Consider the following 26,961-nt stretch of genomic DNA (forward strand, 5'->3'; position numbering starts at 1 on the left):
GGCCCGGGCGGAAAGGACGCAACGTGGAGATCCGCATCGGTATCACCAACACCGGCCGCGAGCTGAACTTCGAGACCAACGAGGGCTCGGACGCCGTGAAGTCGACGGTCGCCGCCGCGCTCGACCAGTCCGCCAGCCACCTGAGCTTCACCGACGTCAAGGGCAACTCCTACATCGTTCCGACGGCGAACCTCGCGTTCATCGAGCTCGGAACCGAGGAGTCGCGCCGGGTCGGCTTCGTCGCCTGACGACACCGCCGTGCAGATCCTTCTCGGGCTGATCATCGGCGCGGTCGTCGGCCTCGCCGTTCACTTCACCCTCGGCCACCGCGACCTCCGCGGCGCCGCGCTCGCTCCGCTGGCCGGAGCCGCGGCGTCGGGGGTCGTGTGGACCGCGGCGACGTGGGCAGGGCTCGGTGTCGATTCGCCGATCCTGTGGATCGTCGCCGTCGTCGCTCCCGCAGCCACCACCCTCGTGCTCATTCCCCTGCTCTCGCGCGTGCGAGAGCGTGCTGACGCCGACGAGCGCGCGCGCCGGGGCATCTGACGCGCGACAGCCCCCACGGCCGCGACGCCGTCGCCGGGCTCCGTGCCAGGCGAGTCGCCGCGCTCGGTGTCAGGCAGCGAGCCCCATGGCATCCATTCGACGCGCGTGCGCGCCCATGAGCTCGGTGAACACCGGCTCCACCTTCGCCTCTTCGTCGCGGTCGAGACGAGGGTGGGCGAGCGCCGCCCGGGCCACGAGGAGCGTGTCGCCGACGAGTCGCCGCCCCCACAGCGCCAGGATCCAGCGCCACTCCTCGTCGCTCGCGATCGCGGCGCCGAGGATCTCGACGATGGCATAACGGTCGTCGTCGGCCTTGAGAATGCGGGCCACGCGTCGACCCGTGTCGCCGTAGCTCGACGACAGAGCGAGGTAGAAGTCGTCGAGGAGTCCCGCGGTGATATGCACCGAGAGCATCGTCTCTTGCGGGCGTACCCCGTGGGTGTTGCGCCGGAACGCGTCGAGCGACTCACGGAACGGGAGCATCAGCTGCGTGGGATCGGCCCCGCGTTCGCGGATGAGCCCGACGATCGCCTGGTGCTTGATCAGGGCGGCGCCCGCTGCGCGCGAGAGCGACTCCTTCTCGGCCAGCTCGGGCGTCGACGCGATGAGCTCGCTCAGCGTTTCGAAGAAGCCGAGCTGCAGGTACGCCGCCTGGCCGAGGAACGTCTCGACGTCGGGCGCGAGCTCCGCGAAGTCCACGCGCATGGCATCACCGAGGTCTCCGCGCGAGCGCAACTGCAGCGTGCGACCGACCGGGCGACGACGACGGAACCATCCGAACACGCTGTACAGCCTAGGCGCCGGGGCCCCGAAACACGTGCCGGGTAGAGTGGAGTCGCCCCGGCGATGGATCGGGGCCCCGCGCCTGTGGACGAGTGGAGGGCGTGGATCCGACTCCCCAGGCGGTCTCTCACCGCCGGAACAGGCACGCTCATGACGACTTTCGCCGAGCTCGGCGTCGACCAAGACATCGTCGACGCCCTCGCATCCAAGGGCATCGTCGATGCCTTCCCGATCCAGGAGCAGACCATTCCCCTCGGTCTCCCCGGTCAGGACATCATCGGTCAGGCCAAGACCGGAACCGGAAAGACGTTCGGTTTCGGCATCCCCGTGGTGCAGCGCCTCGGGCAGAACCCGGAGCCGGGCGTGAAGGCCCTCATCGTGGTCCCCACGCGCGAGCTCGCCGTCCAGGTCTACGAAGACATGGACATGCTCACCCAGAACCGCGCGACCAGCGTCGTGGCGATCTACGGCGGTAAGGCCTACGAGGGCCAGATCGACCAGCTCAAGGCCGGAGCCCAGATCGTCGTCGGAACCCCCGGTCGACTCATCGACCTCAGCAACCAGCGTCTGCTCGACCTGTCGGGCGCGGTCGAGGTCGTTCTCGACGAGGCCGACAAGATGCTCGACCTCGGCTTCCTCGCCGACATCGAGAAGATCTTCCAGAAGGTTGCCCCGGTCCGTCACACGCAGCTGTTCTCGGCCACCATGCCGGGGCCGATCGTGGCCCTGGCCCGCCGGTTCATGTCGAACCCGATCCACATGCGGGCGAACGACCCCGACGAGGGGCTCACGCAGGCCAACATCAAGCACCTGGTGTACCGAGCGCACTCGCTCGACAAAGACGAGGTCATCGCCCGCATTCTGCAGGCCGAGGGACGCGGCAAGAGCGTGATCTTCACGCGCACCAAGCGGGCCGCGCAGAAGCTCGTCGACGAGCTGGGCGACCGCGGCTTCAACGCCGCCGCGGTGCACGGTGACATGAGCCAGGAGTCGCGCGAGCGCTCGATGGCCGCCTTCAAGGCGGGCAAGCGCGACGTGCTGATCGCCACCGATGTCGCCGCGCGCGGCATTGACGTCAACGACGTCACGCACGTCATCAACCACACCATCCCCGACGACGAGAAGACCTACCTGCACCGGGCCGGGCGTACCGGTCGTGCGGGCAAGACCGGCATCGCGGTGACCTTCGTCGACTGGGACGACCTGCACAAGTGGGCCCTGATCAACCGCGCGCTCGAGTTCGGTCAGCCCGAACCGGTCGAGACGTACTCCTCGAGCCCGCACCTGTACACCGACCTCGACATCCCCGAGGGCACGAAGGGTCGGCTCGTGACCGCCCCGAAGGCGGCCGCGGCGCCCAAGGCCGAGAAGGCCCCGGCTTCCGAGAAGGCTCCGGCCTCCGACAAGACCGAGGGCACGGATGCCACGGGCGAGGGCGCTGCGCGTCGTCGTCGGCGCCGTCGCGGCGGGTCCGGTGCCACCGGCGAGAGCGCGGCGACCGACGCACCCCGCGCCGCGGGGGCCGGGACGCACGACGGCGGCGGCAAGGAGCACCACGACGGCAACGCGGCACCGCGTCGTCGTCGGCGTCGTCGCTCGGGTGGCGCGGGAGCCGGAAACGCGGCCCCGGTGGCCTGAGTCCCGAGAACATCGCGGCGCCGTCTCTCTTCGTGAGGGACGGCGCCGTTGTCGTGGGTCAGGGGTAGACGACCGACGTGCCGGACCCTGCGGAGATCAGGCGTTCCACCATCTCGTCGTCGGTCGTGTTCTCCCCCGGCACGTTCGGCTTCCCGAGGCCGTGGTAGTCGCTCGACCCGGTGACGATGAGATCTCGCTCGGCGGCGAGTCGCGCAAGTTCTGCGGTCGGCTGCGGCAGGTTCTCGCGGTGCGCGAGTTCGAAACCGGCGAGACCGGCCGACAGCATGGCCGTCAGCACGCGGGGTGCCAGCGGCGCCCGCCCGGCGGGGTGGGCCACGATCGGGACGCCCCCCGCTCCCACGACGAGCTCGACCGCGGTGACAGGATCGGGGGCGTACAGCGACACGTAGTACTCGTTCGAGGGATGCAGGATGTCGGCGAACGCCTCGGTGCGGTCGGCGACGATCCCCCGGGCCACGAGTGCATCGGCGATATGCGGACGCCCGACGGTCGCCCCGTCGGTGGTCTGGGCGACGATGTCGTCCCAGGCGATGTCGAAGTCGCGCGAGATGCGCTCGGCCATGAGCTGCGCGCGGTCCAGCCTCGAGGAACGAATGCGGTCGGTCATGGCCCGGAGGCTCTCGTCGTCGGGGTCGACGAGGTAGGCGAGCAGGTGGATGCTGCGCCACTCGTGCCGCGCCGACAGCTCCATTCCCGGGACGAACGTCATGCCCAGCGACGTCGCCGCCTCCGCGGCCTCGGCCCACCCCGAGGTGGTGTCGTGGTCGGTGAGGGCGACGGTGCGCAGGCCGTGCCGGTGCGCCGCGGCCATCACGAGAGCCGGCGGCTCCGTGCCGTCGGAGTGCGTGGAGTGGAGGTGCAGGTCGCTCGGCCCCTCGAATCGACGATCATGCTCCACCCGTCGAGCGTAGCGCGCGCGTCCGCACTGCCCCGGTGCGTCCGCGGCGCCGGACACCGCAGAGTCCGCGCAGGGGTGGCATCCGCCGATCTCCCAGGCGGCCCAATTAGTGTCGGGGGCGTGCGTCGGCTGTTCGGGATCGTGATCGCGCTCGCGTGTGCCGCGGGGGCCGCGGCCCTCACCTGGCCCTCGCTCTTCGGCATCGAGCGCACGTTCCCGCTCGCGCAGGTGATCTCCTTCCGCGCCCCCCTGGCCGCCGCTTTCGCCGCCGCCGCGGCTCTCGTGCTTCTCTTCGCGCTGATCCGCCCGATTCGCGCGCTCGCGCTAACGCTCGCACTGATCCTGGGATGCGCCGCGGGAGTGAACGCTGCCCTCGTGATCCAGCGCGGCATCGGCACCGACGCCCTTCCCGCCAAGACCGACACGAGCCTGCGGGTCATGACGTGGAATACCGCGGGTGAGGCCACCTCAGCAGACTCGATCGCGCAGTTCGCGGTCGGCATGAAGGCCGACGTGGTCACCCTCCCCGAGACGACGATCGAAACCGGTACGCGCGTGGCCGAGCTCATGCGCGATCTGGGCCAGCCCATGTGGGCGCACCACGCCGAATACGGCGAGTACGGAATCACCGGCTGGGATGCCACCTCCACGACCGTGCTGATCCGCCCCGAGCTCGGCGACTACAGCGTGATCGAGTCCTCGCTCGACGGGTCGAGCAACACCTCGACCGTGCCGAGCGCCGTCGCCATGCCGGTGTCCGGCGACGGCCCGATCATCGTCGCCGCGCACGCGGTGGCGCCGCGCCAGCAGTACATGGACGAGTGGCGGTCGGATCTGCAGTGGCTGGCCGACCAGTGCGCGTCCGACAACGTCATCCTCGCCGGCGACTTCAACGCCACGCTCGACCACATGACCGGGCTCGGGGTCGACGGCGGCACGCTCGGACGATGCAACGATGCCGCCTCGGAGAGCGGGAACGGCGGCGTGGGCACCTGGCCGACCGACGTCCCGTCGCTGGCGGGTGCGCCCATCGATCACGTCATGGTCACGCCCGACTGGACGGTGACCGGCTCGGTCGTCATGCGCTCGCTCGACGGCTCGGGCAGCGACCACCGACCCATCGTGGTGCAGCTGGAGCGCACCCCCGGCTGACCGTGCGCTCGCGGCCGAGCGGTGCGAGACTGGAGGAATGGACTCCCCCGCCGCCGGCGACACGATCGCCCCCGCAGATCAGAAGCCCGTCGAGACCACGCTGAACCGCAAGGCTCCGTTCCCCCGCGGTTTCCTCGACACCATCTCCACGGGGTGGGCTGAACGGCCCGAGACGCTCCCGTCGCCGCGCGAGCAGGCTGTCTGGGCCGCCCGCCGCCGGGAGCGCGTCTCGCAGGCTTTCCCCGGACAGCGTCTCGTCATTCCGGCCGGTTCGCTCAAGCAGCGCAGCAATGACACCGATTACCCCTTCCGCGCGCACTCCGCGTTCGCGCACCTGACCGGCTGGGCCGCCGACGCCGAGCCCGACTCGGTACTCGTGTTCGAGCCGCGCGAGGGCGGCCACGACGCGGTGCTCTACTTCCGGGAACGCGCCGACCGCACCACGCCGGAGTTTTACGCGGATGCCGCCATCGGCGAGTTCTGGATCGGGCCGCGGCCCGCGCTGGCCGGTGTCGCCGCCGATCTCGGCCTGACGACGGCGCACGTGTCGGAGTTCTCCGCCGCCGAGAGCGACCGCGTGGTCGAGGTCGACGACGAGCTCACTCGGTTCGTGTCGGAGCTGCGTCTGATCAAAGACGAGTACGAGCTCGCCCAGCTCGCCCTGGCCGTCGAGGTCACGGCATCCGGGTTCGACGACATCGTCGCCGAGCTCCCCCGCATCGTCGCTCATCCGCGCGGAGAGCGCGTCGTCGAGGGCGTGTTCCACGCCCGGGCCCGCGCCGAGGGCAACACCGTGGGGTACGACACGATCGCCGCCTCCGGCCCGCACGCCTGCTACCTGCACTGGACGCGCAACGACGGCGCCGTCGTGCCCGGCGACCTGATCCTCGTCGACGCCGGTGTCGAGGTTGACAGCCTCTACACCGCCGACATCACGCGCACGCTCCCCGTTTCCGGCCGCTTCACCGAGGTGCAGCGTCGGGTCTACGAGGCGGTACGCGAGGCCGCCGACGCGGCCTTCGCCGCCGCACAGCCGGGGGTTCCGTTCCGCCGGGTGCACGAGGCGGCCATGGAGGTCATCGCCGCGCGCGTGGCCGAGTGGGGGCTCCTCCCGGTCACGGCGCAGGAGGCCCTGGATGCCGACCGCGGTGGCCAGCACCGTCGCTACATGGTGCACGGCACCAGCCACCACCTCGGCATCGACGTGCATGATTGCTCGGAGGCGCGGCGCGAGATGTACTACGACGGTCTGCTGGAGCCCGGGATGGTGTTCACCATCGAGCCGGGCCTCTACTTCCAGATCGACGATCTCACCGTGCCCGAGGAGTACCGGGGCATCGGCGTGCGCATCGAGGACGACATCGTCATGACCGCCGACGGGCCGGTCAACCTGTCGGCCGGGATCCCCCGCACCGCCGACGAGGTCGAGGCCTGGATCGCGCGACGCGCGAAGTGAGGCTCGCGGCTGCCTGAGCGGGCGGCGCGGTTCTCCACAGGGTGAAAACACGCCCCGCGCGGTTTGCTTAGCATGCGCGCATGTCGTTTTCGGTGGAGCCCCACGAGTTGCTGGGAGTGGCGGATCGCGTACGCACCTCGTTCGAGGAGCTCTACGAGATCGCGGTCTCTCTGCGCAGAGCTACAGATGCCGTTGCCCTGGCGCTCGCTCGTGCGACGCCTGTGCATTCGGCGTTCCTCGCGGGCGCCGAGGCACGCGTCGATCTGGCGCGTCGCATCGTCGGGCGCGGTCGTGCCGCTGTCTCCGCGCTCCAGACCGCCGCTCTGGCGTATCTCACCGCCGATGACGAGATGGCCGCTGCCACCGACGCCCACGCGGCGATGGCCGGTGTCGGTGAGGGGAATCCGTTCGATCCGACGGTGTTCGGCCGGAGGCGGCTGTGAGCGCCATCGGCCGAGTGCCCGTCCCCCCGGCCGATCCCGCTCAGCTGCGTGAGGCGGCGTCAACCTTGCGCTCGAAGGCGGCGCGGCTGGAGTTGACGGCCCATCACGCGCTCCTCGCGTGGAACTTCATCCCCGGTTCGTATCGCGCTCCGGAAGCCGATGGCCTGCACGACTCCCTCCTGCCCGTTCGACCGGCCGCCGAAGAGGTCGTGAGCGGAACGCGCGCGGCCTGCCTCGTGATCGAGCGATTCGCCGACGATCTGGACGACCTGCGCAACCGGCGGAGTCTCCTTCTGAATCGGCTCGACACCGACACGCCCCACACGGTGTGGACCGGCGACGGCGGCTCCGGCGACGCCATGAATGCGCTCGCGCGAGACGCCGAGGAGCGCGAGATCGCCCGCGAGGTGGATGCGCTCCAGGGCGCATATGACGATGCCATCGACCGATGCGCCCGAGCCCTGCGCGCGATCCCGGACGTCTCGTGGGCGTCCCTCTCCACCTTCGGCGGGGCAGACCTGCCCGCGCCGCCCCCCTCGGTGACCGACACGGCCGGGCTGGCCCTGCTCGATCGTCTCTCGTCTGCCTCCGGTACGGATATCCCTGCGCTCCTCGCCCGCCACCCCGCGTGGGCGAGCGCCATCCGCGCCGTCGCGCCCGAAGAGATCGCACGCTGGTGGTCGCACCTCGATCCCGCCGTCGCCGCCGCGCTGGTCGCCGGTGTTCCCGCGTTGATCGGCAATCTCGACGGGGTCGCGATTGCGGATCGGGTGGCGGCGAATCGGAGCCGGACACTGTCCTACCTTGAGGCTGCCGAGAAGCGGCGAGCAGTTCTCCAAAGGAGCGCGAAAGCACGCTCCCGAGCAGCAGCCATCGAGAGCCGCAAGCGGCGTGATGAGCTCGAGCGTCTGGAACGAGAAATCGCGTACTTCGAAAAGGTCCGGGACGGTGGCAAACAGCTCTACGCGTGGGATCCCGACCATGGCTGCCTCATCGAGGTGAACGGTGATCCGTCGACCGCGACATCCGCACTCTTCGTCGTGCCAGGAACAAACACTCGCGCGGACTCCTTCATGCGTGAGCACTCGATCACGCGCTTCGCTGACTGGCAGGTCCGGGCCGCCCGAGGGTCCGTCGTGGCGTTCACCGTTATGACCGGCCCCATGCCTCAGATCGAGCTCGACCGCGACCCCGTGACGGACGGGCCGCAATGGAACAAGTTCGCGGTCGAACGTGGCACCGAGTACGCGAGCTTCATCCGGGGAGTCGATGCGACACGCCCCGACCTCTGGACGATGAGCTATGAGCATTCCTACGGCAGCGGTGTGGCAAGCGCGGCGGAATCTCACGGCGGCACTGTTGACACACGCTTCCTCGCAGCGGGCGTCGGCGCTATCGGTCCGTACGAGCCGCACCCGGGTACCACGTACTTCGCCGCTCAAGCGACCGACGATATCAATCGCTACTACGCAGGCCTCGGGGCAGGACCGTTGGGTTTCACCGTCGCCCCGGAAGCCATCCCGGGCGTGCACATCGTCGAGTCCGGGATCCCCGGGCCCGACTGGGCGGCGGCGGTCGGATACGCCTTTACGGGCAACCCCGTCTATTTGCCCGGCCTCGTCGACGACAGCGTTGACCACCACCAGGCGCTGATGAGCGACGACGAGAAGGTTAACGGGATCGTTCTGAACCAGGTGAAGCAAACCCTGGCCCGTGCGGGAGAGGACGAATGAAGAGAACAATTGCGGCCGCCACAATGATCGCAGCGCTGACATTTCTAGGTGGATGCGCTCCTCAAGACAGACCGACCTACGACCAGGTCCGGCAGGAGACTCTTGATGCCCTGGGCCAGGTGGTCGACCTCATTCCCAGCCACGGAGACATCGAGCGCACTCCGGAATTTCCGCCTTACGGCTGCGAGGACGACCTCCTCTTCAGCTCAGCCAGGGGCGCGTTCTTCACCGGCCAGTGGGTCGTGGCCGTCGAGGAGGACTTTGATATTGCGCAGTTCGTTGACGAAATCCCAGGCATATTGCCGGGCGACTGGACTGAACAGGACCTCGGCGTGCCCACCAAGGAACCGTTCGTCTACATGGTGAGGAAATCGCCACGAATGACGCTGACAATCGAGGAAACGACGCTCGATAGCCGCAAGGCCGTAGAACTTCTCGCCATGTCCCGCTGCGGGACCGAGGAGGAGCCTCAGTAGCGCTACCTCGATACCCCGCTCCGGCCTTAGGTAGTGGACAGCCCCCGCACGAACTCCGCCACCACCGGCGCGAGACCGGCCCCGATCGCATCCGCCGGCCGCCGGTGGCCCTTCACTTCGAAGGAGTGGTTCGCCCCGTCCACCCAGTGCACACGTGCGTCACGACAAGTGGCGACGACCTCGTCGAACTGGTCGCGCGGGGCGATGAACGGGTCGTTCTCCCCCTCGACGAACAGTTGCGGAACGGTAATAGCGGGAAGGTGCTCCGCCCGGGGCTTGTCCGGACGCCCCGGCGGGTGCAGCGGATACCCGAGGTACACCAGCGCCGCGGGCGAGAGCTCCCCCTCGGCGGTGGCCACCGAGGCCATGCGTCCGCCGTACGACTTCCCCGCGGCGACGAACGAGACGGCGCCCGCACCGGCTAACCACGCTTGCACTCCCGCCCAGGTGGCGACGGCGTGGGCGGCGGGTCCTGGCATCCGTCGGCCGGCCTCGACATACGGGAAGACGAACCGCAGAACCGAGAAACCCTCGCCGACGAGCGCGTCGGCCATCCCCTCGAGGAACGGGTGAGTCATTCCGGCACCGGCACCGTGGGCGAGCGCGATCGTCGCGCCGGGCGCGAATGCCGAAGACCACAGTCCCGACACGGTTGTGTCGCCCGCCGGCAATGCGACGGGGATCCGGACCGCGTCGGGGGTCACCGCTCGTCGCGCGGCGAGTCCGACGGGGTGTCGTCCGCCGGGCTCGCGGCAGGCTCCGACCCACCCTCGTCGGCAACCGGCGGGGCGATGCGCTCGCCGTACCGCGGCGGTTCGTCTTCGACCGGCCGTGCGGGGACCGGCGGGCGCGGGGGCACGGCCGGAGACGGTGCACCGGGCGTCGTGACGCGCTCGCCGTACTGCGGCGGCGCGGCGTCGACGTCGGCCGCGGGCCGCGACACGACCGTGCGCGCACCTGCCGGCGTCCCCAGGACGTCGCGTGCCTTCTGCAAGCTCGGCGCCGCGACGCACACGTCGTAATGATCAGCCGTGACCTGCATGACCGAGGCGAAGTCGCGACGGCGGCGCACGATCGAGTACGTGCCGAGGCTCAGCAGCATCCCGAGCGCCATACCGACCAGGAGCACCCCGATGAACGCGGAGATCTGCACCGTGGGCGTCCCGAGCACGAAGATGAACGCGAAGAGCAAGCCCAGCATGAGGCCGTTCAGGGCACCGGAACGCGCAGCGGTGGCGTAGCCCAGCCGCCCCGTGATGCGTTCGATCGAGCGCAGACCCGAGCCGACGATCGCGATGTCGCGGGCGGGCACCTCGCCGGCGATGAGCGACGACACCGCCTTCTGGGCCTTCTCGTACGTCGGGAAGGAGGCGACCTTCTCGCCGACCTCGTCGCGATTCGACCCCATGGGCCCCGAGAACATGCTCATTTCCCCATCTTGTCACGCGGCCCCGACGGCGCGGTCGGCTCTCCCCGGGGGTTCGCGGACTACGCTGGACCGGTGAGCACGCAAAGGGTTTTCGTCGCCCGCTTGGCGGGCTGCACGGTGTTCGATCCCGCGGGCGACCGCCTCGGGAAGGTGCGCGACGTCGTGGTGATCTACCGCGCGTCGGCGGCGCCGCGCGTCGTGGGCCTCGTCGTCGAGATCCCTGGGCGCCGACATGTGTTCGTCTCCATCGGGCGAGTGACCTCCATTCAGGCCGGTCAGGTCATCACCACCGGCCTCATCAACGTGCGCCGCTTCCAGCAGCGCGGCGGCGAAGTGCGGGTCATGGCCGAGATGCTCGGCCGCCGCGTGCACCTCATCGACGGTTCCGGTGACGCCGTCATCGAAGACGTCGCGATCGAACGCAACCGTCTCGGCGAGTGGGACGTCGGCCAGCTCTTCCTCCGCCGCCCCCGCACGAGCGCGTCGCCGTTCGCCAAGGGCGCCACCACCTTCGCCGCGTGGCGCGAGGTGCGCGAGCAGCAGATGCCCGGTCAGGCCCAGTCCGCCGAGCAGCTGGTCGCCACGTACTCCGACCTCAAGCCCGCCGACCTCGCCAACACCCTCCTCGACCTGCCCGAGGAGCGCCTCATCGAGGTCGCCGAAGAGCTCAGCGACGACCGTCTCGCCGACGCCCTCGAAGAGATGCCCGAAGACGAGCAGGTGCACATCCTCGAGCAGCTCGGCGACGAGCGCGCCGCCGACATCTTGGATGCCATGGAGCCCGACGACGCGGCCGACCTCCTCGGTCAGCTGCCCGAGACGCGCCTCGAACAGCTCCTCGATCTGATGGAGCCGGAGGAGGCCGACGACGTCCGCGCCCTCCTGCAGTACGGCCCCGACACCGCCGGTGGCCTCATGACGCCCGAGCCCATCGTGCTGTCGGCGGATGCCACCGTGGCCGAGGCCCTCGCGCTGATCCGCCGTCACGAGTTGCACCCCGCGCTCGCGGCATCCGTCTTCATCACCCTGCCCCCGTACGAGACGCCCACGGGGCGCCTGCTGGGAACCGTGCACTTCCAACGGATGCTGCGCTACCCCCCGCACGAGCGTCTGGGCGCGATCATCGACGACACCCTCGAGCCGGTACCCGCCGACGCGTCGGCCGCCGAGGTCGCGCGCATGCTCGCGAGCTACAACCTCGTGTCGCTGCCGGTCGTCGATCAGGCGCACCGCCTCGTCGGATGCGTGAGCGTCGACGACGTGCTCGACTACCTGCTCCCCGACGACTGGCGCACGCACGACAGCGACGATCCGAGACCCAAGACCACGATCAGACCGCTCGCGACCGCGAGCATCCCGCAGATCCCGACCCACACCCCGAGGAGGCGCTGATGGCACGTGCACAACGACAGGCCGCTCTCGATGCCCCCCGGGGACGGGGTGGGATGCTGGCACCCCGCACGCCGCAGCCCTCCCGCGACCGTTTCGGCCGCTTCACGGAGTGGGTTGCCCGCGCGATGGGAACCCCCACGTTCCTGCTCTCCCTGACGCTGTTCTGCGTGCTGTGGATGGGGTGGAACTCGCTCATGCCCGAGAACGTGCGGTTCGACTCCGCGGCCATCGGCTTCACCGCGCTCACGCTCGTCCTCTCTCTGCAGGCGTCCTACGCGGCACCGCTGATCCTCCTCGCGCAGAACCGGCAGGACGACCGCGACCGCGTGCAGATCGAACAGGACCGCCAGCGGGCCGAGCGCAACCTCGCCGACACGGAGTACCTCGCCCGCGAGATCGTCGCGCTGCGCATGGCCGTGCGCGACCTCACCGACGAGGTCATCACGAAAGAAAGTCTGCGCGCCGAATTGAAGGCCGCGCTGGAACGCCTCGACGACCAGGACGCGACCGAGCCGAAGACGGCCGCCCCGTGACCGCGGCGCTCGCCGATCGAGTGCGCGCCGCCGTCTCGGCCGTCACCGACCCGGAGCTGCGTCGACCGCTCGGCGAACTCGACATGGTGCGTGACATCGCCGTCAGTGACGGCGTGGCCGAGGTGGGCATCGCGCTCACGATCGTGGGCTGCCCCGCCGCCGACCGCATCGAACGCGACGTGCGGTCGGCCGCTGAGTCGGTCGACGGCGTCTCGGCGGTCGAGGTCGCCGTCGGCGTCATGTCGCCCGACGAACGCCGCGCGCTCACCGAACGGCTCCGGGGCGGACGCGCTGCGCGCGAGATGCCCTTCGGCCCCGACTCGCTCACGCGCGTCATCGCCGTCACCAGCGGCAAGGGCGGGGTCGGCAAATCCACCCTCACCGCCAACCTGGCCGTGGCCCTCGCGGCTCAGGGACTGCGCGTGGGACTGGTGGATGCCGACGTCCACGGCTTCTCGATCCCGGGTCTGCTCGGCCTGGTCGATGCCGACGGCCTGCCCCCCGCACCCACGCGGATCGACGACCTCATCCTCCCGCCCGTCGCGTACGGGGTGAAGGTGATCTCGATCGGGATGTTCCTGCGCCGACCGGGAGAAGATGCCGCGGGAGCGGTCGCCTGGCGCGGCCCGATGCTCCACCGCACGGTGCAGCAGTTCCTCACCGACGTCTACTTCGGCGACCTCGACGTGCTGCTGTTGGACATGCCGCCGGGCACCGGCGATGTCGCGATCTCCGTCGGACAACTCCTCCCCCACGCCGACGTCCTGGTGGTCACCACCCCGCAGACGGCCGCGGCCGACGTCGCCGTGCGCTCCGGTCTCGTCGCACGACAGACCGGCCAGAAGCTGGTGGGCGTCATCGAGAACATGTCGGCGATGGCCCTGCCCGACGGAAGCGTCCTCGATCTCTTCGGCGCGGGTGGCGGCCAGACGGTGGCTCACGCCCTCTCGAACGGCGACGAAACCGTCCCGCTGCTGGCATCCGTTCCCCTCAGCCCTGCGCTGCGTACCGGCGGCGACGAGGGGCGGCCGGTCGTCCTGGCCGATCCCGACGACCCAGCGTCGGTTGCGATCGCTACGGCCGCCAGCGCGCTCGCGACCCGCCCACGCGGACTCTCCGGACGCGCGTTGCCGCTTCGCTTGCGCTGACCCCGGCTCAGGTCGCTTCGTCGTCGAACGGCGGCACCCCGCCGGCGACGAACGAGGGCTTGGGTTCGGCGGACTGTGTGGCCAGGGCCGCTGCTCCGGCTGCGCGCATGGTCGCCGTGGGGGTGTCGTCCAGAAGGGCCTCGCGGATGATCCGCCGCGGGTCGTACTGGCGCGGGTCGAGCTTGCGCCAATCGACGTCGTCGAATTCGGGGCCCATCTCGTCGCGCATTCGCGTCTTCGCGCCCTGCATCGTCTCTTTCGCCCGCTTGGTCAGGCGCGCAAGGCTCTCGGCGTACTTCGGCAGACGGTCCGGGCCGATGATGAGGGCGGCGATCACCCCGATCAGCAGGAGCTTCTCGATGGTGAGGCCGAAGAACATGAGTTCAGATTACCCGTCGCGCCTCGGCGGTCAGACCCTCGGTGACGTCTAGCCTTGCGGGGGAGGTCCACGTGAGCGGTTACGAGGCGAACGAGCGGTTCGTGCAGGAGTCGACGGTCGAGCCTGACCACATCGCTCGAGCTCGTGCGCACGCGCTCGAGCTGGGAGCAGCCCCGATCAGTCCGGCAATCGGCGCGCAGATCGCGGTCCTGGCGGCGGCCTCCCGTGCGCTCAATGTGGTCGAGGTCGGCACCGGGGGCGGTGTCTCGGGTCTGTGGCTGCTCCATGGCTCTCCCCGCGCCACTCTCACGACGATCGACAGCGAGCCCGAGCACCTCGGAGCAGCGCGCGCCGCGTTCGCCGAGGCGCGGATTCCCGCGGCTCGCGCACGGTTCATCACCGGGCGCGCCGCCGACGTCCTGCCCCGCATGAACGAGGCGTCGTACGACATCGTGCTCATCGACGCCGACCCTGACGGGGTCATCGAGTACGTCGAACACGGCCTTCGTCTCGTTCGCGCCGGCGGAACGGTGCTCGTTCCGCGCGTGCTCGCCGGCGGTGCCGTCGCCGACCCGGTGCGCCGCGACGCGGTCACGACCGCCTACCGGTCGTTGATCCAGGAGGTCCAGACCTCGGCCGCCGTCTTCGGCGCACTGTCGACCACCGGCGAAGGTCTCCTCCAACTCACGACGGTCACTCCGCTCACCTGACCTCCCACGCGGGTTCACCCCTCTGACAACGACGAAGGCCGGCCCCCGAGGGGACCGGCCTTCGCACGAGGATTCGTCAGGCGGCGCCGACGACACCGCCGAGCACGTTGTAGAGTTCCTTCGCCTCGGCATCGTTGACCGACACCACCAGGCGCCCGCCACCTTCGAGCGGAACACGCACGATGATCAGCCGGCCCTCCTTCACGGCCTCCATCGGTCCGTCACCGGTACGCGGCTTCATGGCTGCCATCGCGGCCCCCTTTTCGTCGTTGGTCTGAGGACTAGTTTAGTCGGTCACCGACGCGCGCCGTCGTCACGCCCCCGCCGCGGGCCGTCATCGCGCGTCACGGGATCTGCCAGTAGGTGTTCGCGAGGGCATACATGTTGTAAATCCACCACCATTGACCGAGCAGAGCCGCCGCGAGAACGACCACTCGCCACGCGGTGGAGCGGGGCACCGCGAGAGCACCCCAGAGCGGCGACACCGGCACCAGCAGACGGAAGACGCTCGACTGCGGGAAGAAGACGAGCAACAGGTAGATGAGATAGCTGGCCGACCAGAGGCGGATCTCGATACCCAGACGCTTCACCTGGGGAGCGACGAGAAGTGCCGCGGCCACACCGACCACGAGCAGCACCAGGGCCACGTACCCGACGACCGGCCCGAGACCCCACTGGGTGAACCAGAACCCCGCGGCCTGAATCCAGCCCTCGACGGGCACGAAATGACCCCCCTCGGCCCCGATCCAGTTGCGCCGCCAGGCGAGCTCGGTAGCGAGGTAGGCCCCCGGGTCGCCTGTCACCACCCCGGCGATGACCTGCCAGGCGAAACCCACCCCCACGGCGACGGTCGCCACACCGATCACCTGAACGACATCGCGCACGGGCAGAGGCTCCGTACGGCGCCGAAGAAAGCGGTACACGCCGTACAGGCCGAGGAAGAGCGCGAAGGCCAGGATGCCAGGACGAGTGAACCCCATCGCCGGGACGAGGGCGTACAGCCACCCCCAGCGGCGGAGCTGGACGCAGCGGAGCGCGAGGAAAAGGAAGAAGAGGAAGAGCGACTCCGCATATCCGACCTGGAAGAGGGCGGCCAGCGGCCCGCACGCGAAGAACGCGACGGCCCACGTCGCCGCCGCGTCGCCCAGACGCTCACGCAGCAGGGCGTGGAGGGCAAGAGAGGCCCCGAACCCGGCGAGGAGCGAAATGGTCACTGCCCCCGCGCCCCACGAGCCGAGCAGTGCACCGAGCCCGGCCGCGAGGAAGGCATACACGGGCATGAACGCCCACGCGTTCTCGGCCACGCCGCCCTGCGGAGTGAGCGGGAGATCGGCCGGGTAGCCCGAGACCGCCACGAGCCAGTACCACTGCGCGTCCCATCCGAGCGCGAACTCGCCGAGCGACGGAGCCACACCATAACGCGAGGCGGGACCGGATGCGGCGGCGGCGAGCAGGAAGAACCCGGTCGTGACCAGCCTCGCCGCGACGTAGATCACGGCGATCCGCGCCACGACCGGCCAACGCAGCCACGATCGCGCCGACACGGAGGTCGCAGCGGCTGCGCTCACGATCCGGAGAGCCAGGAGCGCAGACCGCGCTCGACGGAGTCGATCTGCGCGAGCGGCACACGCTCCTCGTCGTGGTGCGCGAGGTGGGGATCGCCGGGTCCGTAGTTGACCGCGGGGATGCCGAGGGCCGAGAACCGTGCGACGTCGGTCCACCCGTACTTCGGTCGGGGCGTCGCCCCCACGGCAGTCACGAAGTCCCGCGCGAGAGCGGCATCCAGGCCCGGTCGTGCCCCCTCGGCGACGTCGACGATCTCGACGTCGAAGCCGGTGAACACGTCGCGCACGACCCGCTCGGCTCCGGCGGCGTCGCGGCTCGGCGCGAATCGGTAGTTGACCTCGACCTCGCACGCGTCGGGGATGACGTTGCCCGCCACTCCCCCGGTGATCCGCACGGCGTTCAAGCCCTCGCGGTAGACCAGGCCCTCGACCTCGATCTCGCGTGCGCGGTACTCCGCGAGGCGGGCGAGGATCGGGGCGGCCTTGTGGATCGCGTTCTCACCGATCCACGAGCGCGCGCTGTGGGCGCGGACCCCGTCGGTGCGGACGAGCGCGCGGAGCGTGCCGTTGCACCCTCCTTCGACCTCGCCGTCGCTCGGCTCGCCCAGGATCGCGAAGTCCCCCGCGAAGAGGTCGGGGCGGTGGCGGGCGAGGCGGCCGAGGCCGTTGAGTGAGGAATCGACCTCCTCGTGGTCGTACCACATCCAGGTGATGTCGACCGGGGGCTCGGTGAGCTCGACCGCCAGCTTGAGTTGCACGGCGACGCCGGCCTTCATGTCGACCGTTCCGCGCCCCCACAGGAACCGCTCGCCGTCGATATCGACCTCACGCGTGGGCAGGTTCTCGTTGATCGGCACGGTGTCGATGTGGCCCGCGATGACCACGCGGCGTGCGCGGCCGAGCGACGTCCGGGCCACGATCGTGTCGCCATCGCGGATCACCTCCAGGTGGGGGTGCGCCGAGACGGCGGCCTCGATGGCATCCGCCAAGGGGGTCTCGTCGCCCGAGACGCTGGGAATGTCGCAGATCGCACGGGTGATCTCGACGGAGGACGCGGTGAGGTCGAGCGTCGGCATGCTCCCGATCCTACCCAGCGCTCCCCGCTAGCCTGTCGGGGTGACCAACGAACGACAGATCACCGGAACCGGACTCTCCACCATCGCCGCCAACGGGACGGTGCTCGACGCCTGGTTCCCCGCCCCGGCGCTGGGGACCTCCGACACCGGCGCCGACCACGACCTCGACGCCGCGACGGGGGCCGACGACCGACGCGCCGTCACGGTCGAGACCGTTTCGCTCACGATCGATGCGGATGCCGCCCCGACCTCCACCGTCGACGCCTACCTGCGCCTCCAGGCGCTGTCGCACCGGCTGGTGCGTCCGAACGAGATCAACCTCGACGGGATCTTCGGGCACCTGCCGAACGTGGCGTGGACGAACGCGGGCCCCGTGCACCCCGACGACCTGACGCGTCTGCGCGCGTCGCTGCAGCGTCACGGCATCCAGGTTCAGGGTCTCGACAAGTTCCCGCGCCTGCTGGACTACGTCACGCCCACCGGCGTCCGGATCGCCGACGCCTCCCGTGTACGTTTGGGGGCTTACCTCTCCCCCGGCACGACCGTCATGCACGAGGGTTTCGTGAACTTCAACGCCGGAACGCTGGGCTCGTCGATGATCGAGGGGCGCGTCTCGCAGGGCGTCGTGATCGGCGACGGCACCGACATCGGCGGCGGCGCGTCCATCATGGGGACGCTCTCCGGCGGCGGCACGCACCGCGTCTCGATCGGCGCGCGCACTCTCCTCGGCGCCAACGCGGGCATCGGCATCTCCCTCGGCGACGATTGCGTCGTCGAGGCGGGGCTCTACGTCACGGCGGGCACCAAGGTGCGCGTCGGTGACGACACGGTCAAGGCCGGGGAGCTGTCGGGCCGCGATGGCATCCTGTTCCGTCGCAATTCCCTCACCGGCGCCGTCGAGGCCTCGGCGCGCGCCGGCGTCGGCGTCACGCTGAACGCCGCGCTCCACGCCTGAGCGCCGCGTCAGCGTCGGTGTGAGGCTGAGCGCGGCGCCCCACCCCCTCTGATAAACGCTTCCCGCGCGGGAAAACGCGTTGGCGGCGCGTTTCCCCGCGCGGGGAGCGTTTATCGCTGCATCACCCGGCACGGCGCGCACGCACGCACGCAACCCGCACGCACGGGAGCAGCACGCGCACGCGCCCCGCGCAACGCGAAACGCCCCGCCCCTCGCGAGAGGGACGGGGCGTTAACGCGGAACTCAGCGCGCGCCGGGGTAGTCGCGCTGCGCGGCCCCGGTGTACAGCTGCTGCGGGCGGCCGATCTTCGTCTGCGGGTCGCTGATGGCCTCGCGCCACTGCGCCAGCCAGCCGGGCAGACGCCCGATCGCGAACAGCACGGTGAACATGCGGGTCGGGAAACCCATGGCCTTGTAGATGACGCCGGTGTAGAAGTCGACGTTCGGGTACAGACGGCGCTCCTTGAAGTAGTCGTCTTCGAGGGCGATCTGCTCGAGCTCCTTGGCGAGGTCGAGCAGCGGGTCGCTCACACCGAGGGCCTCGAGCACCTCGTCGGCCGCGCCCTTGACGAGCTTGGCGCGCGGGTCGTAGTTCTTGTAGACCCGGTGACCGAAGCCCATGAGCTTGACGCCCTGCTCCTTGTTCTTCACCCGCTCGACGAACCGCTCGACGCTCTCGCCCGAGTCGCGGATGCGTCCGAGCATCTGGAGCACGGCCTCGTTCGCCCCACCGTGCAGCGGACCCGAAAGAGCCTGGATGCCGGCCGAGATCGACGCGAACTGGTTGGCCCCGGTCGAGCCGACCAGGCGCACCGTCGAGGTCGAGGCGTTCTGCTCGTGGTCTTCGTGGAGCATGAGCAGCAGGTCGAGGGCCCGCGTCATGACGGGGTTGATCTCGTAGATCTCGCTCAGCACACCGAAGTTCAGCTTGAGGAAGTTGTCGACGAAGCTCAGCGAGTTGTCGGGGTACAGGAACGCCTGCCCGATGCTCTTCTTGTGCGCGTAAGCCGCGATCACGGGGAGCTTCGCGAGCATACGAACCGTGTTCAGTTCGACGTGCTCGGGGTTGTGCGGGTCGGACTCCGACTCGTAGTAGGTCGACAGCGCGGCCGTGGCGGCCGAGAGCACCGACATGGGGTGCGCCGTCGGCGGCAGCGACGAGAAGAAGCGCTTGAGGTCTTCGTGCAGCAGCGTGTGACGGCGGATGCGCTCGTCGAACGCCGCCAGCTCGGAGGCCGAAGGCAGCTCGCCGTAGATGAGCAGCCACGCGACCTCGAGATACGTGCTGTTCTTCGCCAGCTGCTCGATCGGGTAGCCGCGGTAGCGCAGGATGCCCTGATCACCGTCGATGTAGGTGATGTCGGACTTCGTCGACGCGGTGTTGACGAAACCGTAGTCGAGCGTGGTGTGACCGGTCTGCTTCGTCAGCGACGCGATGTCGATGCTCGGAGTTCCGTCGGTCCCTCTCAGAACCGGGAATTCGGCGGTGGTGCCCCCCACCGTGAGGGTGGCCTTGTCGTGCTCCGTACCCGCGTCGCTCACCGCGCCTCCTTGCGATTTCTGGTCGCCCATTTCGATGGACCGTGGGCGCCGGAGCACCCGCAGCCGTCTCTCCCGGGAGTCCGCCAGAGCGGCTCCCGAGTCGGCAACGCGCGCAGAGGGTGTCCCGCACGCAGTGCCCTTACAGCCTAGTGGGGCCGGCGGCGTACAGATGACACCGCCAAAGGATGCCCCCTTCTGATGGAGGGATCCTCCCGATTGACCCGATCAGGGAGTCAGTCGCTCGGCCGCCGCGGCGATGCGCTCATCGGTCGCGGTGAGCGAGAAACGCACGTGCTCGGGGAAATGCGGGCCGTAGAAGTGGCCGGGGCCGACCAGGATGCCGAGATCGGCGAGGCGTCCGACGCTCTCCCACGCGTCCCGCCCCTCGGTTGCCCAGAGGTACAAACCCCCCTCGCTGCGGTCGATGCGGAAGCCGGCGGCCTCGACCGCGGGCTTGAGCACGGCGCGACGACGGGCGTACCGCTCGCGCTGCTCGGCCACGTGCCCGTCGTCGCCGAGGGCGACCGTCATGGCCCGTTGCACGGGCGCGGGCGGCATGAGCCCGAGGTGCTTACGCCCCGTGAGCAGGCGGCCCACGATCTGCGCGTCGCCGGCCAGGAACGCCGCGCGGTAGCCCGCGAGGTTCGACTGCTTGCTCAGCGAGTACACCGACAGCACGCCCGTGAGGTCATCGCCTACGACGCGCGGGTCGAGCACGCTCGGCACACGCTCGGCGTCCCACGGAGCATCCCAGCCGAGCTCGGCGTAGCACTCGTCGGACGCCAGCACCGCACCCAGCGCGCGCGCCCGGGTCACGGCATCCGTCAGCTCGGCGGCCGAGAGCACACGCCCATCGGGGTTGCCGGGCGAATTGATCCAGACGAGCCGCGTGTTCGCTGGCCACTCGGACGGATCATCGGATGCCACGGCCTCGGCGCCCACGAGACGGGCGCCCACCTCGTACGTCGGGTACGCCGCCCGCGGGTGCACCACCGCATCACCGGGCCCGAGGCCCAGCAGCAACGGAAGCAGCGCGACGAGCTCTTTGGAACCGACAGTGGGCAGCACATTCGCGGGGCTCAGCCCCGACACCCCGCGTCGACGGGCGTACCACTCGACGATTGCCTCGCGCAGGGCCGGAGTGCCCATGGTTTGCGGATAGGCATGCGCGTCGGTGGCGGCAGCGAGGGCTTCGGCGACGACCGCCGGGGTCGGATCCACCGGCGAGCCGATCGAGAGGTCGACGATCCCGCCGGGGTGTCGCCTCGCGCGCTCGGCGAAGGGGGCGACGGCATCCCAGGGGTAGTCGGCGAGGTCGGCGACGCCCACGGGTCAGTGGCTCTGGGGAGGGAGAACCGAGATCACGGGGTGATCCTTGGCGATCACGCCCACCTTGGCGGCCCCACCGGGCGACCCGATGTCGTCGAAGAACTCGACGTTCGCCTTGTAGTAGTCGGACCACTCCTCGGGGAGATCGTCTTCGTAGTAGATGGCCTCGACGGGGCAGACCGGTTCGCACGCACCACAGTCGACGCACTCGTCGGGGTGGATGTACAGCGATCGCTCCCCCTCGTAAATGCAGTCGACGGGACATTCGTCGATGCACGCGCGATCTTTGACATCGACACACGGGAGGGCGATCACGTAAGTCACCGGTTCAGTCTACGCGGGACGACGGCACTGGCTCCGCCCGACACCCGTCGCCTAGGTGTACTCGGTCGGCACGTTGGTGACACTCGGATAGGGAGAAGGCCTCCACGATTGGTGGTGTCTAACGTCACCGAAGTGGAGGCCTTCTCTTGGTCCACCGTAATGCGCGGCTCACTGTCATGGGCCGTCTGATTCTCGTGCGCCGGGTCCTCGCCGGCCGACCTGTTTCACATGTCGCGAAGGAGATGGGCGTCTCGCGACAGTGTGCCCATCGCTGGCTTGTCCGCTACCGTGCGGCGGGCGAGGCGGGACTGTCGGATCGGTCCTCGCGTCCCATCTCGTCGCCGACGGCGACTCCCGTGGCGACAGCGGCCGCCGTTGTCGAGCTGCGCTCGCGGGAGCGGCTCGGGCGCGACGATATCGCCCGCCGTTGCGGTGTCAGCCCGCGCACAGCCTCCCGGTTGATCGCGAGGGCGGGCCTTCCGGCGTTGCATGAGCTGGACCCGGTCACGGGGATCGCGTTGCGCGCATCGCGGCGCACCCAGATCCGTTACGAGCGCGCCACCCCGGGGGATCTGATCCACATCGACGTCAAGAAGCTCGGCCGCATCCCCGCCGGTGGCGGCTGGCGCTCCCAGGGTCCTGACTTCATCGATCACAACCACGGCAGGGACCGCCGGGTGAAGCTCGGGTTCGACTACGTCCACGTCGCCGTCGACGACCACTCCCGACTCGCGTTCGCGCAGATCCTCCCCGATGAGAAGGGCACCACCTGCGCGGCGTTCCTCCCCGCCGCGGCGGAGTTCTACGCCCGCCACGGCATCCGGATCCGCGAGGTCATGACCGACAACGCCAAGAACTACACGGTTTCGGCCACGTTCCAGGGGCAATTGGCCGCACTCGGCGCGAAACACATCACGACCAGGCCGCACTGTCCCTGGCAGAACGGCAAGGCTGAACGCTTCAACCGCACCATGCAGGACTACTGGGCCTACCGCGCCCCCTACGTCTCTAACCAGCATCGCGCTGAAGCGCTCGCACCCTGGCTCGAGCACTACAACTACGATCGACCACACACCGCCTGCGGCGGCCGACCTCCGATCAGCCGACTGTCACCAACCTCATGACCGAGTACACCTAGGACTCGGGAGCCCCCTCGGGACGCTGCGGAGAGAACTCCGGCCACAGAGCGATCAGCACCAGCAGGATCGGTCCGACGAGGGTCCACGCGAGGGGGATCCACTCCGTATCGGGGGTCGGCGCGGCGATGATGGCCGACCCGCCCGGGCCCACCTGCGAGAACAGGAAGGTCGCGGCGATGATGCCCAGTCCCGCGGCGATGGCGTTCACCCGGTCTTGCGTGAGCACCCGCAGGGCGATGAGGAGGGCGGCACAACCGAGGGTGGCCAGGACGAGCCCCACCGGCAGGACGCCGAGGCGGTAGGCGTGACCCACCGTCGCCGCCGTTCCGTAGAACGCGCCGACGAGGAGGGCGACGAGCCAGCCGACGCCGCGAACGATCCCAGAACCCACGGGCGTCAGTCTAGGCGCGCGTTCATGTGGCCCAGCCGAGCGCGCGCAGGAGCGCGGCAGTCCCCGCCGCGGCGGCCACCACCACGAGGAACGGCATCCGCGCCCACAACAGCAGCGCCGCGACACCGACGGCGGGGAGCCGCGCATCGACCACGATCGCGGGCCCCGTGGCGAGCGCCTGCACCACCACGAGCGCCGAGAGAAGGGCCACGGTGAGCAGGTCGGCGATGCGCGCCGGGCGCGCGGACTCGAGCCAGTGCGCGGGCAGCAGATATCCGACCGCCTTCAGCGCGACGCAGAGAATGGATGCCAGCAGCACGGCGGTCCACGGGCTCACGGAGTCTCCTTCTCGTCGTTCGCCGCGGCCTGCGGGGACGCATCGAACCATCCCAGTGCGACGGCCACGCCGGCGGCCGCGATGACCGGGATCCCGGGCATCACCAGGGGCGTGAGGGCGGCGGCCACGACCGCGGCACCGACGGCGACGGCGATCGGTCGACCGCGCTTCAGCCGCGGCCAGAGGAGCGCCAGGAACGCGGCGGCGGCCGCCGCGTCGAGCCCCCAGGTGCGGGGATCCCCGAGCACATCGCCCAGGAGCGCCCCGGCGAGAGTGGCGATGTTCCACCCCACCCACACGCCGATGCCCGTCACCCAGAACCCGGTCCGGCGAGCACGGTCGGTGGTCTGCGCCAGCGACACCGCGACGGATTCGTCGATCGTGAACGTGGTCGCCGCAGCTTTGCGCCAGAGCCCTCCCCCGACGACGGGCGACATCCGCATCGCGTAGGCGGCGTTTCGCACCCCCAGGAGGGTCGATGACGCGATCGCGGCGGGAGCGGCGGCAAGGCCGCCCGCGGCGATCACCCCGACGAAGGCGAACTGCGATCCCCCCGTGAACATCACCAGGCTGAGCACACAGGTCTGCCATACGTCGAGCCCCGCCGACACCGACAGCGCCCCGAACGAGATGCCGTACGCGCTGGTCGCAAAGGCGACGGCGAGCCCCTGCCGCATCGCGACACTCTCGGGTGTTCGCTGGAATGAACGCATGATCAAATCCTCGAACAGTTCCCTACGTTCGTCAAGCCGAACGAACGGATGCCATGATGAACGCATGAGCGATCTCGGCGCCCGCATCGCGGCATCCGTTCGACGTGAACGGGAGCGGCAGGGGTTCAGCGTGTCGGAACTGGCCCGCCGGGCCGGCGTCGCAAAAGCAACGGTGTCACAGCTGGAAGGCGGCGGGGGAAATCCCAGCGTCGAGACGCTGTGGGCCCTCGCCTCCGCCCTCGGAGTGCCGTTCGCCGCGCTGGTCGAGGAAGGCGTGCGCGCACCCACCCTCATCCGCGCCGGCGAGGCCTCCACCGCCGTGAGGGCGGCGTCCGCCGACTACCTCGCCGTCCTTCTGTCGGCCAGCCCCCCGCACGCGCGACGCGACATCTACCTGCTTCGTGCCGAACCGGGCAGCGCCCGCGTTTCCGAACCGCACCCCCGCGGCACGATCGAGCACGTCGTGCTCCTGAGCGGACGCGGGTTGGTGGGACCGGCCGACGCTCCGTTCGAGCTGGAACCCGGCGACTACCTGTCGTACCCCGGCGACGCCCCGCACGTGTTCGAGGCGCTCAGCCCCGGCATGAGCGCGGTGTGCGTGAGCGAATCGCACTGACTCTCGGCCGTCGTCTCGGGGCTCGCCACCTGGCGAATGTCCAAGACACGCCGCACACAGTCGAGGTCGAGCGGCGTGTCGTGGACACTCATTCGCGCGGCGCACCGGCGCCAGAGCCCGAAGCTCACGAGCGACGCAGCCGCGACCGGCAAAACGCCGAACGGCCCCGCACAGCGCGAGCTGCACGGGGCCGTTCTCTGGCGCGAACGCTCAGGCGTTGGCATCCTGGCGCTTGAGGCGCGAGGCGGCGCGGCCGCGCTCGGTCGCGTCGAGCACGACCTTGCGGATGCGCACCTTCTCGGGAGTGACCTCGACGCATTCGTCGTCGCGAGCGAACTCGAGCGACTCCTCCAGCGTCAGCACGCGGGGCGGCGTCATCGACTCGAAGGAGTCCGACGTCGACGAACGCATGTTCGTGAGCTTCTTTTCCTTCGTGATGTTGACGTCCATGTCGTCGGCGCGCGAGTTCTCGCCGATGACCATGCCCTCGTACACCTCTTCGGTCGGCTGCACGAAGAAGCTCATGCGCTCCTGCAGCGCGATCATCGCGAACGGGGTGACGACACCCATGCGGTCGGCCACGATCGAGCCGTTCTGGCGGGTCGTGATGGCCCCCGCCCAGTCGTCGTAACCGTGCGAGATCGCGTTGGCGATACCGGTGCCGCGGGTGATCGTGAGGAACTCGCTGCGGAAGCCGATGAGGCCGCGCGAGGGAACCACGAACTCCATGCGTACCCAGCCGGTGCCGTGGTTCGTCATGTTGTCCATGCGGCCCTTGCGAGCGGCCATGAGCTGCGTGATCGCACCGAGGTGCTCTTCGGGCGCGTCGACCGTGAGGTGCTCGAAGGGCTCCTTGAGCTTGCCGTCTTCGCCGCGCTTGGTGACGACCTGGGGCTTGCCCACGGTGAGCTCGAAGCCCTCGCGGCGCATGTTCTCGACGAGGATCGCGAGAGCGAGCTCGCCACGACCCTGCACCTCCCACGCGTCGGGGCGTCCGATGTCGACGACCTTCAGCGAGACGTTACCGATGAGCTCGCGGTCGAGGCGGTCCTTGACCATGCGCGCGGTGAGCTTGTGGCCCTTGACCTTGCCCATGAGGGGCGAGGTGTTGGTGCCGATCGTCATCGAGATCGCGGGGTCGTCGACCGTGATCGCCTTGAGCGGGCGCACGTCTTCGGGGTCGGCTATGGTCTCGCCGATCGTGATGTCGGGGAAGCCGGCGATGGCGACGATGTCGCCAGGGCCCGCGTCTTCGGCGGGGTAGCGCTCGAGCGCGCGGGTCTTCAGCAGCTCGGTGATCCGGGCGTTGCTGGTGGTGCCGTCGGCGCGCACCCAGGCGACCGTCTGGCCCTTCTTCAGCGTGCCGTTGAAGACGCGCAGCAGCGCGAGGCGGCCGAGGAAGGGGCTCGAGTCGAGGTTGGTGACCCAGGCCTGCAGCGGAGCCTCGTCGTCGTAGGCGGGAGCCGGGACGTGCTCGAGGATCGCGCCAAACAGGGGCTCGAGGTCGTCGTTGTCGGGCAGGGCGCCGTTGTCGGGACGGTTCAGCGAGGCGGCTCCGGCGCGACCGGAGGCGTAGACGACCGGCACGTCGAGCAGGGCGTCGACGTCGAGGTCGGGCACGTCGTCGACGAGGTCGGAAGCCAGACCCAGGAGCAGGTCGTGCGCCTCTTCTTCAACCTCCGCGATGCGGGCGTCGGGGCGGTCGGTCTTGTTGACCAGCAGGATGACGGGGAGCTTGGCCTCGAGCGCCTTGCGCAGCACGAAGCGGGTCTGGGGCAGCGGACCCTCGGACGCATCCACGAGCAGGACCACGCCGTCGACCATCGACAGACCGCGCTCGACCTCGCCACCGAAGTCGGCGTGGCCGGGGGTGTCGATGACGTTGATGGTGACGGGCACCTCGGTGTGCACGCCGTTGTAGGTGATCGCCGTGTTCTTGGCGAGGATCGTGATGCCCTTTTCGCGCTCGAGGTCGTTCGAGTCCATCGCGCGCTCCTCGACGTGCGCGTGGTCACCGAACGAGCCGGTCTGGCGCAGCATGGCGTCGACGAGCGTCGTCTTGCCGTGGTCGACGTGCGCGACGATCGCGACGTTACGGAGGTCAGGACGGAGGGCGTGCGCCATGGAGGGTCTCCAGGAAAATTCGGGGTGGTGCCCGGAATCGGGCCCCCCTAGTCTACCGGGCGCCCGCGACACTCCCGGCCGGACCGGAAAACATGCGTTCGCCTACCGTCGGC

General features: G+C 69.7%; 30 protein-coding genes. 15 read left to right on the forward strand and 15 right to left on the reverse strand.

What is annotated here, in order from left to right:
* The first annotated feature begins 23 nt into the window (after positions 1 to 23).
* Both ACU6WY_RS08950 and ACU6WY_RS08955 read left to right on the forward strand, forming a co-directional pair.
* Entirely contained in the window at positions 24 to 248 is a 225-nt protein-coding gene (locus ACU6WY_RS08950; protein ID WP_483819318.1) for a DUF3107 domain-containing protein, read from the forward strand.
* A gap of 10 nt (positions 249 to 258) precedes the next feature.
* Positions 259 to 546: a hypothetical protein gene (locus ACU6WY_RS08955; RefSeq protein ID WP_483819319.1), complete on the forward strand. Its 288-nt coding sequence runs from the start codon at positions 259 to 261 to the stop codon at positions 544 to 546.
* A 69-nt stretch (positions 547 to 615) separates the two neighbouring features.
* On the opposite strand, the gene ACU6WY_RS08960 is transcribed toward ACU6WY_RS08955, so the two are convergent.
* Positions 616 to 1,329, reverse strand: a complete 714-nt coding sequence (locus ACU6WY_RS08960) for a ferritin-like fold-containing protein (protein WP_483819320.1) — start codon at positions 1,327 to 1,329, stop codon at positions 616 to 618.
* A 150-nt stretch (positions 1,330 to 1,479) separates the two neighbouring features.
* On the opposite strand from ACU6WY_RS08960, the gene ACU6WY_RS08965 reads away from it, so the two are divergent.
* Entirely contained in the window at positions 1,480 to 2,967 is a 1,488-nt protein-coding gene (locus ACU6WY_RS08965; protein ID WP_483819321.1) for a DEAD/DEAH box helicase, read from the forward strand.
* A 58-nt stretch (positions 2,968 to 3,025) separates the two neighbouring features.
* On the opposite strand, the gene ACU6WY_RS08970 is transcribed toward ACU6WY_RS08965, so the two are convergent.
* Entirely contained in the window at positions 3,026 to 3,886 is an 861-nt protein-coding gene (locus ACU6WY_RS08970; protein ID WP_483819322.1) for a PHP domain-containing protein, read from the reverse strand.
* A 120-nt stretch (positions 3,887 to 4,006) separates the two neighbouring features.
* On the opposite strand from ACU6WY_RS08970, the gene ACU6WY_RS08975 reads away from it, so the two are divergent.
* From ACU6WY_RS08975 to ACU6WY_RS08995, 5 genes are all read left to right on the forward strand, one after another.
* Positions 4,007 to 5,038, forward strand: a complete 1,032-nt coding sequence (locus ACU6WY_RS08975; RefSeq protein ID WP_483819323.1) for an endonuclease/exonuclease/phosphatase family protein — start codon at positions 4,007 to 4,009, stop codon at positions 5,036 to 5,038.
* Between the two features lie 37 nt (positions 5,039 to 5,075).
* Positions 5,076 to 6,494, forward strand: coding sequence for an aminopeptidase P family protein (locus tag ACU6WY_RS08980; protein ID WP_483819324.1), 1,419 nt, complete (start codon positions 5,076 to 5,078; stop codon positions 6,492 to 6,494).
* 80 nt (positions 6,495 to 6,574) lie between these two features.
* Positions 6,575 to 6,937, forward strand: a complete 363-nt coding sequence (locus ACU6WY_RS08985) for a DUF6507 family protein (RefSeq protein WP_483819325.1) — start codon at positions 6,575 to 6,577, stop codon at positions 6,935 to 6,937.
* A gap of 326 nt (positions 6,938 to 7,263) precedes the next feature.
* On the forward strand, positions 7,264 to 8,670 hold the full coding sequence (locus ACU6WY_RS08990) for a hypothetical protein (RefSeq protein WP_483819326.1): 1,407 nt from the start codon (positions 7,264 to 7,266) through the stop codon (positions 8,668 to 8,670).
* Positions 8,667 to 9,146, forward strand: a complete 480-nt coding sequence (locus ACU6WY_RS08995; RefSeq protein WP_483819327.1) for a hypothetical protein — start codon at positions 8,667 to 8,669, stop codon at positions 9,144 to 9,146. Before ACU6WY_RS08990 ends, ACU6WY_RS08995 begins: the two co-directional genes overlap by 4 nt.
* 26 nt (positions 9,147 to 9,172) lie before the next feature.
* On the opposite strand, the gene ACU6WY_RS09000 is transcribed toward ACU6WY_RS08995, so the two are convergent.
* Entirely contained in the window at positions 9,173 to 9,850 is a 678-nt protein-coding gene (locus ACU6WY_RS09000) for an alpha/beta hydrolase family protein (RefSeq protein ID WP_483819328.1), read from the reverse strand.
* A complete protein-coding gene (locus ACU6WY_RS09005) occupies positions 9,847 to 10,575 on the reverse strand; it encodes a YflT domain-containing protein (protein WP_483819329.1) in 729 nt (242 codons plus the stop codon). The genes ACU6WY_RS09000 and ACU6WY_RS09005 overlap by 4 nt, the downstream gene beginning before the upstream one ends.
* A 72-nt stretch (positions 10,576 to 10,647) precedes the next feature.
* On the opposite strand from ACU6WY_RS09005, the gene ACU6WY_RS09010 reads away from it, so the two are divergent.
* Genes ACU6WY_RS09010 through ACU6WY_RS09020 form a run of 3 tightly spaced genes read left to right on the forward strand, consistent with a single transcriptional unit; the run spans position 10,648 to position 13,648 of the window.
* Positions 10,648 to 11,967, forward strand: coding sequence for a magnesium transporter MgtE N-terminal domain-containing protein (locus ACU6WY_RS09010; protein WP_483819330.1), 1,320 nt, complete (start codon positions 10,648 to 10,650; stop codon positions 11,965 to 11,967).
* Positions 11,967 to 12,500, forward strand: a complete 534-nt coding sequence (locus ACU6WY_RS09015; protein WP_483819331.1) for a DUF1003 domain-containing protein — start codon at positions 11,967 to 11,969, stop codon at positions 12,498 to 12,500. Before ACU6WY_RS09010 ends, ACU6WY_RS09015 begins: the two co-directional genes overlap by 1 nt.
* Positions 12,497 to 13,648, forward strand: coding sequence for an Mrp/NBP35 family ATP-binding protein (locus ACU6WY_RS09020; RefSeq protein ID WP_483819332.1), 1,152 nt, complete (start codon positions 12,497 to 12,499; stop codon positions 13,646 to 13,648). The genes ACU6WY_RS09015 and ACU6WY_RS09020 overlap by 4 nt, the downstream gene beginning before the upstream one ends.
* A 7-nt stretch (positions 13,649 to 13,655) precedes the next feature.
* On the opposite strand, the gene ACU6WY_RS09025 is transcribed toward ACU6WY_RS09020, so the two are convergent.
* Positions 13,656 to 14,027, reverse strand: a complete 372-nt coding sequence (locus tag ACU6WY_RS09025; protein ID WP_483819333.1) for a twin-arginine translocase TatA/TatE family subunit — start codon at positions 14,025 to 14,027, stop codon at positions 13,656 to 13,658.
* A 71-nt stretch (positions 14,028 to 14,098) separates the two neighbouring features.
* On the opposite strand from ACU6WY_RS09025, the gene ACU6WY_RS09030 reads away from it, so the two are divergent.
* Positions 14,099 to 14,737, forward strand: a complete 639-nt coding sequence (locus ACU6WY_RS09030; protein ID WP_483819334.1) for an O-methyltransferase — start codon at positions 14,099 to 14,101, stop codon at positions 14,735 to 14,737.
* A gap of 76 nt (positions 14,738 to 14,813) precedes the next feature.
* On the opposite strand, the gene ACU6WY_RS09035 is transcribed toward ACU6WY_RS09030, so the two are convergent.
* The 3 genes from ACU6WY_RS09035 to dapE all read right to left on the reverse strand — a co-directional run bounded on the left by ACU6WY_RS09035 (position 14,814) and on the right by dapE (position 17,378).
* Positions 14,814 to 14,987: a DUF3117 domain-containing protein gene (locus tag ACU6WY_RS09035; protein WP_483819335.1), complete on the reverse strand. Its 174-nt coding sequence runs from the start codon at positions 14,985 to 14,987 to the stop codon at positions 14,814 to 14,816.
* A gap of 94 nt (positions 14,988 to 15,081) precedes the next feature.
* Positions 15,082 to 16,305 carry a hypothetical protein gene (locus tag ACU6WY_RS09040; protein ID WP_483819336.1) on the reverse strand — a complete coding sequence of 408 codons (1,224 nt, stop codon included), beginning with the start codon at positions 16,303 to 16,305 and terminating at the stop codon, positions 15,082 to 15,084.
* Positions 16,302 to 17,378, reverse strand: coding sequence for a succinyl-diaminopimelate desuccinylase (dapE, locus tag ACU6WY_RS09045; protein ID WP_483819337.1), 1,077 nt, complete (start codon positions 17,376 to 17,378; stop codon positions 16,302 to 16,304). Before dapE ends, ACU6WY_RS09040 begins: the two co-directional genes overlap by 4 nt.
* A gap of 40 nt (positions 17,379 to 17,418) precedes the next feature.
* On the opposite strand from dapE, the gene dapD reads away from it, so the two are divergent.
* The gene (gene dapD / locus ACU6WY_RS09050) at positions 17,419 to 18,333 is read left to right on the forward strand and encodes a 2,3,4,5-tetrahydropyridine-2,6-dicarboxylate N-succinyltransferase (protein WP_483819338.1); all 915 of its coding nucleotides are present in this window, start codon (positions 17,419 to 17,421) and stop codon (positions 18,331 to 18,333) included.
* 243 nt (positions 18,334 to 18,576) lie between these two features.
* On the opposite strand, the gene ACU6WY_RS09055 is transcribed toward dapD, so the two are convergent.
* The 3 genes from ACU6WY_RS09055 to fdxA all read right to left on the reverse strand — a co-directional run bounded on the left by ACU6WY_RS09055 (position 18,577) and on the right by fdxA (position 21,528).
* Positions 18,577 to 19,875 carry a citrate synthase gene (locus tag ACU6WY_RS09055; RefSeq protein ID WP_483819339.1) on the reverse strand — a complete coding sequence of 433 codons (1,299 nt, stop codon included), beginning with the start codon at positions 19,873 to 19,875 and terminating at the stop codon, positions 18,577 to 18,579.
* 225 nt (positions 19,876 to 20,100) lie between these two features.
* Positions 20,101 to 21,204 (reverse strand): succinyldiaminopimelate transaminase, encoded by a 1,104-nt coding sequence (gene dapC / locus ACU6WY_RS09060; protein ID WP_483819340.1) that lies wholly within the window; start codon positions 21,202 to 21,204, stop codon positions 20,101 to 20,103.
* A gap of 3 nt (positions 21,205 to 21,207) precedes the next feature.
* Positions 21,208 to 21,528, reverse strand: a complete 321-nt coding sequence (fdxA, locus tag ACU6WY_RS09065; RefSeq protein WP_483819341.1) for a ferredoxin — start codon at positions 21,526 to 21,528, stop codon at positions 21,208 to 21,210.
* A gap of 176 nt (positions 21,529 to 21,704) precedes the next feature.
* On the opposite strand from fdxA, the gene ACU6WY_RS09070 reads away from it, so the two are divergent.
* Positions 21,705 to 22,652: an IS481 family transposase gene (locus tag ACU6WY_RS09070; protein WP_483819342.1), complete on the forward strand. Its 948-nt coding sequence runs from the start codon at positions 21,705 to 21,707 to the stop codon at positions 22,650 to 22,652.
* A 10-nt stretch (positions 22,653 to 22,662) separates the two neighbouring features.
* Here the strand turns inward: ACU6WY_RS09070 and ACU6WY_RS09075 are convergent, their stop codons facing one another.
* Genes ACU6WY_RS09075 through ACU6WY_RS09085 form a run of 3 tightly spaced genes read right to left on the reverse strand, consistent with a single transcriptional unit; the run spans position 22,663 to position 24,108 of the window.
* Positions 22,663 to 23,058, reverse strand: a complete 396-nt coding sequence (locus ACU6WY_RS09075) for a histidinol dehydrogenase (RefSeq protein ID WP_483819343.1) — start codon at positions 23,056 to 23,058, stop codon at positions 22,663 to 22,665.
* A 22-nt stretch (positions 23,059 to 23,080) separates the two neighbouring features.
* Positions 23,081 to 23,395: an AzlD domain-containing protein gene (locus ACU6WY_RS09080; protein ID WP_483819344.1), complete on the reverse strand. Its 315-nt coding sequence runs from the start codon at positions 23,393 to 23,395 to the stop codon at positions 23,081 to 23,083.
* Positions 23,392 to 24,108 (reverse strand): AzlC family ABC transporter permease, encoded by a 717-nt coding sequence (locus tag ACU6WY_RS09085; RefSeq protein WP_483819345.1) that lies wholly within the window; start codon positions 24,106 to 24,108, stop codon positions 23,392 to 23,394. The genes ACU6WY_RS09080 and ACU6WY_RS09085 overlap by 4 nt, the downstream gene beginning before the upstream one ends.
* Before the next feature lie 64 nt (positions 24,109 to 24,172).
* Between ACU6WY_RS09085 and ACU6WY_RS09090 the strand changes: the two genes are divergently transcribed.
* Positions 24,173 to 24,724 (forward strand): helix-turn-helix domain-containing protein, encoded by a 552-nt coding sequence (locus ACU6WY_RS09090; RefSeq protein ID WP_483819346.1) that lies wholly within the window; start codon positions 24,173 to 24,175, stop codon positions 24,722 to 24,724.
* A 210-nt stretch (positions 24,725 to 24,934) separates the two neighbouring features.
* Here ACU6WY_RS09090 and typA read toward each other — a convergent pair whose 3' ends face one another.
* Positions 24,935 to 26,848: a translational GTPase TypA gene (gene typA, locus ACU6WY_RS09095; RefSeq protein ID WP_483819347.1), complete on the reverse strand. Its 1,914-nt coding sequence runs from the start codon at positions 26,846 to 26,848 to the stop codon at positions 24,935 to 24,937.
* Positions 26,849 to 26,961: the final 113 nt, after the last annotated feature.

It is taken from the genome of Microbacterium sp. ZW3a, assembly GCF_057167165.1.

What these genes read in the sequence shown, in the direction of transcription:
- ACU6WY_RS08985 (WP_483819325.1), top strand. Translation starts at nt 6,575, where the DNA reads ATGTCGTTTTCGGTGGAGCCCCACGAGTTGCTGGGAGTGGCGGATCGC.
- ACU6WY_RS08995 (WP_483819327.1), top strand. Translation starts at nt 8,667, where the DNA reads ATGAAGAGAACAATTGCGGCCGCCACAATGATCGCAGCGCTGACATTT.
- dapE (WP_483819337.1), bottom strand. Translation starts at nt 17,378, where the DNA reads ATGCCGACGCTCGACCTCACCGCGTCCTCCGTCGAGATCACCCGTGCG.
- ACU6WY_RS08965 (WP_483819321.1), top strand. Translation starts at nt 1,480, where the DNA reads ATGACGACTTTCGCCGAGCTCGGCGTCGACCAAGACATCGTCGACGCC.
- ACU6WY_RS09025 (WP_483819333.1), bottom strand. Translation starts at nt 14,027, where the DNA reads ATGTTCTTCGGCCTCACCATCGAGAAGCTCCTGCTGATCGGGGTGATC.
- ACU6WY_RS09005 (WP_483819329.1), bottom strand. Translation starts at nt 10,575, where the DNA reads ATGAGCATGTTCTCGGGGCCCATGGGGTCGAATCGCGACGAGGTCGGC.
- typA (WP_483819347.1), bottom strand. Translation starts at nt 26,848, where the DNA reads ATGGCGCACGCCCTCCGTCCTGACCTCCGTAACGTCGCGATCGTCGCG.
- ACU6WY_RS09085 (WP_483819345.1), bottom strand. Translation starts at nt 24,108, where the DNA reads ATGCGTTCATTCCAGCGAACACCCGAGAGTGTCGCGATGCGGCAGGGG.
- ACU6WY_RS09090 (WP_483819346.1), top strand. Translation starts at nt 24,173, where the DNA reads ATGAGCGATCTCGGCGCCCGCATCGCGGCATCCGTTCGACGTGAACGG.
- ACU6WY_RS08980 (WP_483819324.1), top strand. Translation starts at nt 5,076, where the DNA reads ATGGACTCCCCCGCCGCCGGCGACACGATCGCCCCCGCAGATCAGAAG.
- ACU6WY_RS09015 (WP_483819331.1), top strand. Translation starts at nt 11,967, where the DNA reads ATGGCACGTGCACAACGACAGGCCGCTCTCGATGCCCCCCGGGGACGG.
- ACU6WY_RS09070 (WP_483819342.1), top strand. Translation starts at nt 21,705, where the DNA reads ATGGGCCGTCTGATTCTCGTGCGCCGGGTCCTCGCCGGCCGACCTGTT.
- ACU6WY_RS09035 (WP_483819335.1), bottom strand. Translation starts at nt 14,987, where the DNA reads ATGGCAGCCATGAAGCCGCGTACCGGTGACGGACCGATGGAGGCCGTG.